Origin of the sequence: Emticicia oligotrophica DSM 17448, from assembly GCF_000263195.1 — a bacterium.
GTDB lineage: Bacteria > Bacteroidota > Bacteroidia > Cytophagales > Spirosomataceae > Emticicia > Emticicia oligotrophica.
In genome coordinates this window covers 4,589,463-4,601,376 of the sequence record NC_018748.1, presented here as the reverse complement: position 1 = coordinate 4,601,376, position 11,914 = coordinate 4,589,463, and the positions used below count along the sequence as shown (strand labels likewise).

The following is an 11,914-nucleotide window of genomic DNA, read 5'->3' as shown; positions in this document are numbered from 1 at the left end:
AAAAATTTATTTTAATTCTTCTTAGAAGATTTCCTTACAATTAATTTCCCCTTGATAACTTTTGTGTAAGGTACAAAGTTTTCTTTGTTTATTATATTGTCTATTAATATACTTGCCGCTTCTTGCCCAATTGTAAAGGGAAATTGATTATATACAGTTAATGATGGTTCAATCATCGATGCAAGTAAATCATCACCAAATGCAGCCAATGCTATTTCCTCAGGAATTAGTATTTTCTTTTGCTTTAAAGCCATTATCATTTCTATGGCATTAGCATAATGCACATTAAAAATACCATCTGGTCGATTAGGCATTTCAAGCCATTGATTGAGTGCTGAAAGTGTATCTTCTTCTTTAAAATCACTATGGAAAATTAAGTTTTGGTCAATTGTCAATCCGTATTTTTCAAGTGCTGCTTTATAACCTGCCATTCTTTTTTGACTAATCAACAAATCAACAGGACCAGCACAAGCGGCAATTCGCTTACATCCTTGCTGAATCAGATGTTCAACCAAAGCAAAACTTCCTTCAAAATCTTCCTGAATTACTTTAGCGGTTTCTAGTTCTTCACAAACTCTATCAAAATGTACAATTGGTACGCCTTTTTTCAAATGCAATTTGATATGTTCAAACGAATTGGTTTCTTTCGTATGGCTAATTAGCAAGCCATCTACTCTACTTGCCATTAAAGCTTGAACATTTAAAGTTTCGGTTGAATGCGACTCGTTCGATTGACAAATCATTACTCGATAACCTGCTTCTGATGCCACTTTTTGAATACCTGCTACAACACCTGCAAAAAACGGTCTTTGAATATCAGGAATAACCACACCAATAGTATGTGTTTCTCCTCTATGAAGGCTTTGTGCCAATAAATTAGGCCGATAATCTAATTCGTTAGCCACTCTGATAATTTCTTGCCGAGTGTTTTCATTAATTTCTGAACTATTATTTAATGCCCTTGAAACAGTTGAAGGTGAAATTCCTAAAACTTTTGCGATATCAACAATGGTTGTTTGATGTGATTTTTTATTGCTTGCTGCGTTGGGCGGATTTATCGTAAAATACAATTCACACCCTTTGCAAAACAAACGTTGCTTGCCTCTAATAAAACCCGCTTTGACAATGGTTTCAACTTTACCACAATTTGTACAAGCAATCATCAATTTGTATTTTTTTTATACCAATCAAATTAAACCTTGAAAATACAAATTAGTAACTAAAAAAATCAACAAATAACAGTCTTAGAATTTATAAAATTTTTTAGAAACTAATAAAACAAAAATTTACCTATCGGAAACGTTTCCGAAAACGTATCCGATAGATTTCAGAGCATTTCGAGTAAAATAAATACATTTTTCTTTTAATAGTGCAATGATTATTATATATATTTCTATTAAATACAATTTGTGGTAAAATTGATTGATATTACGACTTTCATGAAAATCAGTAATTACCAAGCACAAAATTGTACTTTTTAAATAATTTCAATTTTATTTAAAAAACAAATCTACTTTCTCTATTAGAACAAAAGTGTTTATTAACACGAACCAAATTTTGTATTTGCCAACGCTATTATGTGTTGGCATTACAGAATTTGAAAGAGAAATAATGAAATTAAATCAACTTCTGATAATCATTTAACTTAAATTAAAGTTTTTCAACAATTTATAGAATTATTTTTAGAAATTTATAATCTAAAAAACTCTAATACCTATGTCAAAGCAATTTTTCTATTTTTCATTATTAATTCTTACAACATTAAAGGGTGTGTCACAACAAAAACCTATTCAATTCATTACGCTTGACCCAGGTCATTTTCATGCGGCACTTGTACAAAACAAAAATTATGATAATGTAGAATCAATTGTAAATGTTTATGCACCTGCTGGGCAAGATTTACAAGACCATTTGAAAAGAATAGAGAGCTACAACACAAGAGCGAAAAATCCAACTCATTGGCAAGAAAATGTATATCAAGGAAATGATTATTTAGAAAAGATGCTTGCTGAGAAAAAAGGAAATGTATTAGTTATTGCAGGAAACAATAAAAAGAAAACTGAATATATATTGAAATCAGCACAGGCAGGTATAAATATTCTTGCCGATAAACCCATGTGCATTGATAGCAAGGGATACCAGCAACTAATTCAAGCCTTTGAAGCTGCCAAGAAAAACAATGTTCTTTTGTATGATATTATGACCGAACGTTCGGAAATAACAACGGTTCTTCAAAAAGAAATTTCTCAGATTCCACAAATTTTTGGTACACTCCAAAACGGAACTCCTGAAAATCCCTCAATTATCAAAGAAAGTGTGCATCATTTCTACAAATATGTTTCAGGAAGTCCGCTTAAACGTCCAACTTGGTTTATGGATGTTTCGCAACAAGGGGAAGGTATTGTCGACGTTACCACCCACTTGGTTGATTTAGTACAATGGGCAGCATTTCCAAATGTGGTTCTTTCAACAAAAGATGTGCAACTAACTTCTGCTAAAAGATGGCCAACAACCATGACATTAAATCAGTTTTCGGTGATTACAAGTCAAAATCATTTCCCAGATTTTTTAAAAAAAGACCTCAAGAATGATACTACATTAAATATTTACGCAAACGGAGAAATCAATTATAAACTTCGTGGAGTAAACACTAAAGTGCGAGTTTTATGGAATTATAGTACTCCAGAAGGAGGTGATACACATTATTCAATAATGAAAGGTAGCAAAGCAAATATAGAAATTCGACAAGGAAAAGCTGAGAAATTTATTCCACAATTATACATTCAAACCGATAAAGTTTCTGATGCAGATTTATTGAAGGCATTTGATGCTTTACAAAAAAAATACCCTGGAATTTCATTGATAAAACAAGAAAAAGAGTGGTTAGTAGAAATTCCCGATAATTATAGAACAGGTCATGAAGCTCATTTCGGGGAAGTTATGGAAAGATTTTTGGACTATAAAGCCAAAAATCAATTACCAGCTTGGGAAGTGCCAAATATGTTAGTTAAATATTATACAACTACCAAAGCTTTAGAACTGGCAAAAAAGAAATAATATAAATTTATTAAATCTTGTAGAGAGGATATCAAAGCATCTCTGCATAAAAAGGTAATTATAATGAAATTTCGACCATTATTTTTGATTCTACTGGCAATTTTTGCACAGAAATCTATTGCACAGAATAAAATTATTGCCCAAAGATTCAATTCAAAAATTGATATTTTAATCAATAATAATTTGTTTACTAGCTATATCCTTTCACAGGATGAAAAATATCCGTTTTTCTTTCCCGTAAATGGTCCTTCAAATTCTACCGTAACTTCAATGCGAAATGCCAATTATCCACATCATAGTTCGCTCTTTTTTGGCTGTGATAAAGTAAATGGAGGAAATTATTGGCAAGAAGGTCTCGAACGTGGACAAATTATTCCTGTAAGAGCTGATATCATCGAATCAGGTAATGAAAAGGTTGTCATTGAAAATGAGTGTATTTGGCGTCGTCCAAATGCGATTTCTCCGATAAAAGATTTCAGAAAAATTACTATTACTGCTCCAACTAAGGAATTATACCAAATTGATTTTGACATCACGCTCGAAATGTTGATTGATGTGGTAATTGAAAAAACCAATCACTCTCTGTTTAGTGGTAGAATGGATGCCGATTTAGCAGTAATAAACGGTGGAACGATGATTAATTCAAACGGTGAAAAAGGAGAAAAAGAAACATTTGGAAAAAAAGCAGCATGGATTGATTTCTATGGTAAACGTGGTGAAAAAATGGAAGGAATGGCAATTCTTCAACATCCTTCGAATGAATGGTATCCAGCTCCATGGTTTACTAGAGATTATGGCTTTTTCTCTCCAACCCCAATGTATTGGCCCGCAAATGATAAAGAAACTACTTTAAAGAAAGGTCAAACTATTAAACTACGCTACCGTGTACTGGTTCATTCAGGCGATACGAATTCTGCAAAGATTACGGAACAGTTTGAAAAGTACAAATCGGAGTAAATAAAGATTAAAACAAAGAAATTCAACCTTAATTCGATATTAAATATGGAACGTAGAAAATTTATAGGAACAACCTTGAAGGGAGTTGCAGCAGCAACAATCGGTATTCCAACGATTGTACCATCAACAGTTTTGGGCAAAAATGCCCCTAGTAATAAAATCAACATTGGACAAATTGGTTGTGGTAGAATCGGGCGTGACCACGATATGGTTGGCACCTTACAACACGACCTTGCTCGAATGATTGCCGTTTGTGATTTGGATAAAAACCGTTTGCAAGATGGAAAATTATTGGTAGAAAATTATTACAAAAAGAAAACAGGTCAGGATAATTTTGTAGATGTAAAAATGTACGATGATTATCGTGAAATGCTCTTAAATAAAGATATTGACGCAGTAATTATCAGTACACCAGACCATTGGCATGCACAACCAGCCATTGAAGCCGCATTAGCTGGCAAAGATATCTATCTTCAAAAACCAACTTCATTAACAATTGCTGAAGGCAGAATGTTGAGCGATGTCATTAAGAAAACAGGAAGAATTTTACAAGTTGGCACTCAACAACGCTCGTCTGCACAATTTAGAGTAGCTGCCGAATTAGTAAGAAATGGCAGAATCGGTAAACTTCATACAGTAAAAGTAGGTTTACCAGGCGACCCATCTGGACCTTCTTTTCCTACGATGCCTGTTCCAAAAGGTTTCAATTACGATATGTGGTTAGGCTCAACACCTGAAGTTCCATATACAGAAAATGGTGTTCATCCACAAGTTGGATATGGACGTCCAGGATGGTTGAGAGTTGAACAATTCGGTGCTGGTATGATTACTGGTTGGGGACAACATCACTTTGATTCAGCAGCATGGGGAATGGATACTGAATTAACAGGACCTATTTCCGTACAATCGGTTGCAGAGTTTCCTAAATCTGGTTTGTGGAATGTTCATGGAGATTTCATGGTAAAAGCAGAGTATGCGAATGGAATAACTATGTACACCAGCGGTGGCTTCCCAAATGGAATTAGATATGAAGGTACAGAAGGATGGATTTTTGTTTCGAGAGGTGAATACGTAGCTTCGGCAAGTGACCCTGTTTCAAGAGCAAAAAGTAGTAAAGCACTAGATGCAAGTGACCCAAAAATTCTTGATTCAGTAATTGGAGAAAATGAAATACATCTGTACAAAAGTACAGAACATCATCTTAACTGGCTTGAATCTATTCAATCAAGAAAAGACCCTATTTCACCTGTAGAAATCGGTCATCGTGCTTGTACAGTATGTTTAATTAGCCATATTGCAATGAAATTACCAAGAAAATTAACTTGGAATCCTACGACAGAGAAGTTCGTAAATGATGAAGAAGCTAATAAAATGCTTTCTCGTCCACAACGTAAACCTTATGGTACTAACTACATTAAAATGAAATAAAAATGAAAGAAAATACTAGCGATAGAAGAAATTTCATTAAAAACAGCACTGCTGCTGCTGGTCTAATGGCTTTTCCTTTTCTTAACAATAATAATTTTGGTAGCTATTCAACTGAAATAATAAAAGCTGTTTCAGTTCCTACTTATGATTCTCCAAGAATCAAATTTGCTGTTATTGGAATGAATCATAACCACATTTACGGACAAGTAGAAGCCGTTAAAAAAGGTGGTGGTCAATTAGTTGCATACTATGCCAAAGAGGCAAATTTAATTGCAGATTTCGCAAAAAGATATCCTGATGCCAAATTGGCTAAAGATGAAAAAGAGATTTTAGAAGATAAATCTATTCAATTGGTTTTAAGTTCAGCAATTGCTTCTGAAAGAGCTCCTTTAGGAATAAGAGTAATGAAAGCAGGTAAAGACTTTATGTCTGATAAACCCGGCATTACGAGTCTTGAACAATTAGCAGAAGTTAAAAAAGTACAAAAAGCAACCAGTCGAATCTTCTCAATCATGTACAGTGAAAGATTTGAAAATAAAGCAACAGTTAAAGCTGGTGAATTAGTAAAAGCTGGTGCTATTGGGAATGTTATTCAAACCATAGGTCTAGGTCCGCACCGAATGAATGCCAAAACTCGACCTGAATGGTTCTTCGATAAAGACCTTTTTGGTGGAATTATTACAGATATTGCCTCCCATCAATTTGACCAATTTTTATATTTTACCGATTCTAAAAAAGCAGATGTTGTTGCTTCACAAATAGGAAACGTACATCATCCACAATACCCTAAATTTGAAGATTTTGGTGATGTAATGCTTCGTGGTGATGGGGGAATGGGCTACATAAGAGTTGATTGGTTTACTCCTGATGGACTAAAAACGTGGGGTGATGGAAGATTAACCATTTTAGGAACTGAAGGATACATTGAAATCAGAAAAAATATTGATATTGCTGGTCGTGAAGGGGGGAGTCATTTGTTTTTAGTTGATAATAAGGAAACCAAACATTTTGATTGTTCAGCTCAAGTATTACCTTATGGACCACAGTTGGTTGATGATGTCTTAAATCGAACCGAAACCGCTATGAGTCAGGAGCACTGCTTTTTAGCAATGGAACTAGCTTTAAAAGCACAAAAAAATGCCCAAAGAATCAGTTTGAAAAAATAATGAATATAGAATGAGGAATTGGATAAAACATCTAATTCTTCATTCTTAATTACCTAAAATAATGATACATACAATGCGTTGGTTTGGCCCCAACGACCCTGTTTCTTTAATGGATATTCGTCAAGCAGGTTGCACGGGGGTAGTTTCTGCGTTACATCAAATTCCAGTTGGTGACGTTTGGAGCGTTGAAGCCATTCAAGAAAGAATAAGTATTATTGAAAAAGATAACAATCGATATTCAACACTTAAATGGTTGGTTGTTGAAAGTTTGCCAGTTCATGAAGACATCAAAAAAGGACTACCATCACGAGAGTATTTTATAGAAAATTATAAAGTATCATTAGCAAATTTAGCCAAATGTGGCATTCAAACGGTTTGCTATAATTTTATGCCTGTACTTGATTGGTCGAGAACGAATTTAAATTATGAAATGCCCGATGGCTCAAAAGCCCTACGTTTTGTTTGGGAAGACTTTGCTATTTTTGATTTATTTATCTTACAAAGGCCAAACGCAGAAAAAGATTATGAGGCAGAGGTAGTTGAATCAGCTAAAAAGAAATTTGATTCAATGAGTTCGGAAGTAATAAAAACACTCAAAGATACTGCCTTACTGGGCCTTCCGGGTTCTAATGAAGCTTTTGATTTGAATACTTTTCAAGGTTTACTTGATAATTATGCACATATTGGCGACAAAGAATTACGAGAAAACCTATATTATTTCATTAAACAAGTTGCTCCATTTGCAGAGCAAGTGGGTATCAATCTTTGTATTCATCCAGATGACCCGCCACAGCCTCTACTTGGACTACCAAGAGTAGTAAGCACTGAAAATGATTTGTTGCAACTGATGGATGCCTGCAATATCAGAGCCAATGGCATTACTTTTTGTACGGGTTCTCTTGGTGTACGTGCTGACAATGATTTGGCAAAAATGGTAAAAAAGTTTGCCAATCGAATCCATTTCTTGCATTTAAGAACTACCAAACGTGAAGAAAATCCCAAAAACTTTCATGAAGCAGCCCATTTGAATGGCGATGTAGATATGTATGAGGTTGTTAAAGCTGTCATTGAAGAACAAAATCGTAGAAAAAAAGCAGGACAAACTGACAGTCAAATTCCGATGCGTCCTGACCACGGCCATCAAATGCTTGATGATTTACAGGAAGGTATCTCAAAACCTAAAACATACCCAGGTTATTCTGCCATCGGTAGATTAAAAGGTTTAGCTGAAATACGTGGACTTCAAATGGCTATTGAACGTAATTTGCAGGAGAAAAAACTATGAAATTTTCATTCAAAATAATTATTCTCAACCTTCTTTGCACCTCAGTATTTGCCCAAATCAAACTACCAAAGTTGATTAGTGACAATATGGTTCTACAGAGGGATAAAGAGGTTAATATTTGGGGCTGGGCATCTAAAGGCGAAAAAATTTCGCTTGATTTTAATCAATTACACCTAAAAACAGTAACAGATGCACACGGAAAATGGCTTATTAAATTACCTGCACAAAAAGCAGGAATTAAAGGTGAAATCATTCTCAAAGCAAGTAATGAATTAAGCGTTAAAAATATTGTTTTTGGAGATATTTGGGTTTGTTCAGGTCAATCCAACATGGAAACCGATTTTAATAGGCTAATTGATAAATACGCCGATGAAATTAAGAAAGTCGACTTCCCTGATATTAGACAGTTTTTAGTCCCTGATAAATATGATTTTCATGAAGAAAAAGAAGATTTTAGCGGTGGAAATTGGCAAGTGGCAAACTCAAAAAACATTTATACTTTTTCAGCAGTAGGATATTTCTTTGCGAAGGAAATCTATGAAAAACACAAAATTCCAATTGGAATAATTAATTCAGCAGTGGGTGGTTCACCTGCAGAAGCATGGATTTCTTCCGAAGAAATCAAAAACTTTCCAAATTATGAATCCGAATTTAGCAAGTTCAAAAATGATGAATTGATTAAAAACATAGAAGAAAACGATAGAAATAATAGTAAAAGTTGGTATCATGAATTAAACTCTAGAGATGAAGGATTAAAATTTAATTGGAAATCAAATGATATCAATTTCGAAAATTGGGATAAAATCAACATTCCAGATTCTTGGGTAAATACAAAATATGGTCCAATCAATGGTGCATTTTGGTTTAAGAAAGAAATTAATATTCCAGCGAATTTAATTAATCAAAAAGCCATACTTTACATAGGAAGAATTGTTGATGCAGATTCTGTATTTATTAACGGTAAATTTATCGGTACTACAAGTTATCAATATCCGCCAAGAAGGTATGTTTTACAGCCGAACACACTTTTTGCTGGAAAAAACATCATAACAGTACGAGTAATTAATGGCTCTGGGGTGGGTGGTTTTATAAAAGATAAACCTTATAAAATTGTTTTTGAAAAAGATACAATTTCAATTGGCGGTTCTTGGAGTTTTAACTTAGGAACAAAAATGCCTGCGTTAGTAGAACAAACATTTGTAAGATGGAAGCCTGTTGGATTATTCAATGCCATGATTGCACCTATGAAAAATTTAGCAATCAAAGGAGTAGTTTGGTATCAAGGGGAATCAAATACTAAAAAAGCGTCTGAATATGCTTCTTTGATACAATCCTTAATTAAAAGTTGGAGAAAACAATGGAATCAAGATAATTTACCATTTCTAATCTCCCAATTACCTAACTATATGGAAGGACAAAGTGTACCTTCCGAAAGTGATTGGGCTGCACTCAGACAACAACAATTAAATTTACTTAATGTACCTAATACTGGTCTTTCTGTGAATATTGATTTAGGCGAATGGAATGATATTCATCCATTTGAAAAAAAGCCAGTTGGTCAAAGATTAGCATTACAAGCTTTTAAACTTGCTTATAATCAAAAAAATCAGACAACAAGTCCGATAGCAATAAGTGCAAAACTTTCTGAAAAAAAAGTATTAATTACCTTCAAAAACGCGGAAGAAGGATTAAAAACACTTAGAAATAGTACTTTAGGTGGCTTTGCATTAGCAGATAATAATGGCCAGTTTTCATGGGCAAATGCAAAAATTATTAATAAAAGTCAAGTTTTAGTTTGGCATGATTCAATTACCAAACCAAATAAGATAAGGTATGCTTGGGCAGATAATCCAGTGAATGCAAACCTCTATAATTCAATCAATTTACCAGCTTCACCATTTGAATTGAAAGTAAAATGAAATATTTAAAGTTATTCTTCTTAATCCTAATACCTCTCATTTCTTTAGCAGATGATGGTTCTCGACTTTGGTTGAAATATGATTTGATAAAAAATAAAAATGTCCAATCAGCTTATGCCAAATATAATTCTATCATAATTCCTTCAAAAAAAACACCTACAATAGAGAAAGCACTTGAAGAATTACAAATCGGATTTAAGGGACTTTTAGGAAAAAACTTAACAAATAACTCTAAAAACAACACAACTGGAGGAATAAAATTAGAAATTACAAATAAAGAAGAACTTACTAAAGATTCTCCTGAAGATAGTTTTGCAATTATTGTCCAAAAGGATAATCTAACAATCACTTCAAAAACAGAAACTGGTGTATTATACGGAGTTTTTGAACTATTGAGGAATATTCAGACAGAAAAAATTATTACAAAAAATATTGTTAGTAGCCCCAAAGTGAAACTCAGAATGTTAAATCATTGGGATAATGCTAATGGAACCGTCGAACGCGGATATGCTGGTTCATCGATTTGGAAATGGAACGAATTACCTTTCAGAATAGACCCTCGTTACATAACTTATGCCCGTGCGAATGCTTCTTTAGGCATTAATGCAACTTCAATTAATAATGTAAATGCAAGTTCTCGCTTTTTGACTGCTGAATATCTTGAAAAAATTAAAGCTGTAGCAGATGTTCTTCGTCCTTACGGTATAAAAGTATTTATTTCTGTCAATTTCCGTTCACCACGAACTCTTGGAGGTCTCAAAACATCTGACCCTCTCGATACTGATGTAAGAAAATGGTGGATTGAAAAAACTAAAGAAATTCATCAATATATTCCAGATTTTGGTGGGTATTTAGTAAAAGCAAATTCAGAAGGAGAACCCGGCCCTCAAGATTACGGAAGAACTCATGCAGATGGAGCAAATATGCTCGCCGAAGCCATGAAACCCTACAATGGCATTGTTATTTGGCGTGCTTTTGTATATAATGCTGACCCAAATGGAGACCGTTTTAAGGAAGGATATGAACAATTTAAGCCTTTGGATGGAAAATTTGACCCAAAAGTTATTGTACAAGTAAAAAATGGCCCAATAGATTTTATGCCTCGTGAACCATTTCATCCTATGTTTGGAAGCTTCCCAAAGACTAAACTTGGAATAGAGTTTCAAATTACTCAAGAATATTTAGGCCAATCAACACATCTTACTTATTTAGCACCGATGTTTCGGGAATGTTTAGATACCGATACATACGCAAATGGCAAAGGCTCAACGGTGTCAAAAGTTATTGATGGTAGCTTATACAATTCTCAAATGTCTTTGATGGCTGGAGTAGCAAACACAGGTTCAGATGCAAATTGGTGTGGCCACCCATTCAACCAAGCAAATTGGTATGCATTCGGACGCTTAGCATGGAATCATGAATTAAGTTCAGAAGATATTGCCAAAGAGTGGATAGGAATGACACTTACCAATAATAATAATGCCAAAGAAAAGATTAATGCTATTATGCAAAAATCTTTACCAACCTATATCAAATATACCTATCCATTAGGTTTGCATCACATGATGGGAGAAGGGCACCATTATGGACCAGAACCTTGGCTAACAAAGGCAGCCCGACCAGATTGGACATCAATTTATTATCATCGTGCAGATTCAATAGGATTAGGATTTGACCGAACTGGCAAAGTTAGCAATGCCATTAAACTTTATTCAAAAGAAATAATTGATACTTGGGGGAATCCTGATAAATGCGATTTGAATTACTTACTTTGGTTTCATCATATTCCTTGGAGCAAAAAATTGAATACAGGGAATAGTCTTTGGGAAGAACTATGTTACAGATATTATTCGGGTGTAGAAGAAACTAAAAATCTACAAAAAGAATGGAATGAAATGAAGCCATACATTGACAAAGAAACGTATGCAAGCGTAATGGCAAGATTAAAAATTCAAGAAAAAGAGGCTATTTGGTGGAGAGATTCATGCGTTCTTTATTTTAAGGAATTTTCAAAAATGCCAATACCAAATAACTTAATTCTCCCGAATAGAACCTTAGAAGAAGTTAAAAAATTAGTTGAAATATATCATTTAAGATAAGTT

The 11,914-nt window shown here is 33.9% G+C and carries 8 protein-coding genes; 7 read left to right on the top strand and 1 reads right to left on the bottom strand.

Going from position 1 to position 11,914, the window contains the following annotated elements; all coding sequences use genetic code 11:
• Positions 1-11: 11 nt before the first annotated feature.
• Entirely contained in the window at positions 12-1,163 is a 1,152-nt protein-coding gene (locus EMTOL_RS19025; protein ID WP_015030957.1) for a LacI family DNA-binding transcriptional regulator, read from the bottom strand.
• A 553-nt stretch (positions 1,164-1,716) separates the two neighbouring features.
• On the opposite strand from EMTOL_RS19025, the gene EMTOL_RS19020 reads away from it, so the two are divergent.
• The 7 genes from EMTOL_RS19020 to EMTOL_RS18990 all read left to right on the top strand — a co-directional run bounded on the left by EMTOL_RS19020 (position 1,717) and on the right by EMTOL_RS18990 (position 11,911).
• Positions 1,717-3,057, top strand: coding sequence for a putative oxidoreductase C-terminal domain-containing protein (locus EMTOL_RS19020; RefSeq protein WP_015030956.1), 1,341 nt, complete (start codon positions 1,717-1,719; stop codon positions 3,055-3,057).
• A gap of 63 nt (positions 3,058-3,120) precedes the next feature.
• Positions 3,121-4,014, top strand: coding sequence for a DUF6807 domain-containing protein (locus EMTOL_RS19015; RefSeq protein WP_015030955.1), 894 nt, complete (start codon positions 3,121-3,123; stop codon positions 4,012-4,014).
• Positions 4,015-4,059: 45 nt separating this feature from the next.
• Positions 4,060-5,442 carry a Gfo/Idh/MocA family protein gene (locus tag EMTOL_RS19010; protein WP_015030954.1) on the top strand — a complete coding sequence of 461 codons (1,383 nt, stop codon included), beginning with the start codon at positions 4,060-4,062 and terminating at the stop codon, positions 5,440-5,442.
• 2 nt (positions 5,443-5,444) lie between these two features.
• Positions 5,445-6,608 (top strand): Gfo/Idh/MocA family protein, encoded by a 1,164-nt coding sequence (locus tag EMTOL_RS19005; RefSeq protein ID WP_015030953.1) that lies wholly within the window; start codon positions 5,445-5,447, stop codon positions 6,606-6,608.
• A 61-nt stretch (positions 6,609-6,669) separates the two neighbouring features.
• Positions 6,670-7,893 carry a mannonate dehydratase gene (uxuA, locus tag EMTOL_RS19000; RefSeq protein ID WP_305953278.1) on the top strand — a complete coding sequence of 408 codons (1,224 nt, stop codon included), beginning with the start codon at positions 6,670-6,672 and terminating at the stop codon, positions 7,891-7,893.
• Positions 7,890-9,812, top strand: a complete 1,923-nt coding sequence (locus tag EMTOL_RS18995) for a sialate O-acetylesterase (protein WP_015030951.1) — start codon at positions 7,890-7,892, stop codon at positions 9,810-9,812. Before uxuA ends, EMTOL_RS18995 begins: the two co-directional genes overlap by 4 nt.
• A complete protein-coding gene (locus EMTOL_RS18990) occupies positions 9,809-11,911 on the top strand; it encodes an alpha-glucuronidase family glycosyl hydrolase (protein WP_015030950.1) in 2,103 nt (700 codons plus the stop codon). The genes EMTOL_RS18995 and EMTOL_RS18990 overlap by 4 nt, the downstream gene beginning before the upstream one ends.
• Positions 11,912-11,914: the final 3 nt, after the last annotated feature.

What these genes read in the sequence shown, in the direction of transcription:
- EMTOL_RS19025 (WP_015030957.1), bottom strand. Translation starts at nt 1,163, where the DNA reads ATGATTGCTTGTACAAATTGTGGTAAAGTTGAAACCATTGTCAAAGCG.
- EMTOL_RS19020 (WP_015030956.1), top strand. Translation starts at nt 1,717, where the DNA reads ATGTCAAAGCAATTTTTCTATTTTTCATTATTAATTCTTACAACATTA.
- EMTOL_RS19015 (WP_015030955.1), top strand. Translation starts at nt 3,121, where the DNA reads ATGAAATTTCGACCATTATTTTTGATTCTACTGGCAATTTTTGCACAG.
- EMTOL_RS19010 (WP_015030954.1), top strand. Translation starts at nt 4,060, where the DNA reads ATGGAACGTAGAAAATTTATAGGAACAACCTTGAAGGGAGTTGCAGCA.
- EMTOL_RS19005 (WP_015030953.1), top strand. Translation starts at nt 5,445, where the DNA reads ATGAAAGAAAATACTAGCGATAGAAGAAATTTCATTAAAAACAGCACT.
- uxuA (WP_305953278.1), top strand. Translation starts at nt 6,670, where the DNA reads ATGATACATACAATGCGTTGGTTTGGCCCCAACGACCCTGTTTCTTTA.
- EMTOL_RS18995 (WP_015030951.1), top strand. Translation starts at nt 7,890, where the DNA reads ATGAAATTTTCATTCAAAATAATTATTCTCAACCTTCTTTGCACCTCA.
- EMTOL_RS18990 (WP_015030950.1), top strand. Translation starts at nt 9,809, where the DNA reads ATGAAATATTTAAAGTTATTCTTCTTAATCCTAATACCTCTCATTTCT.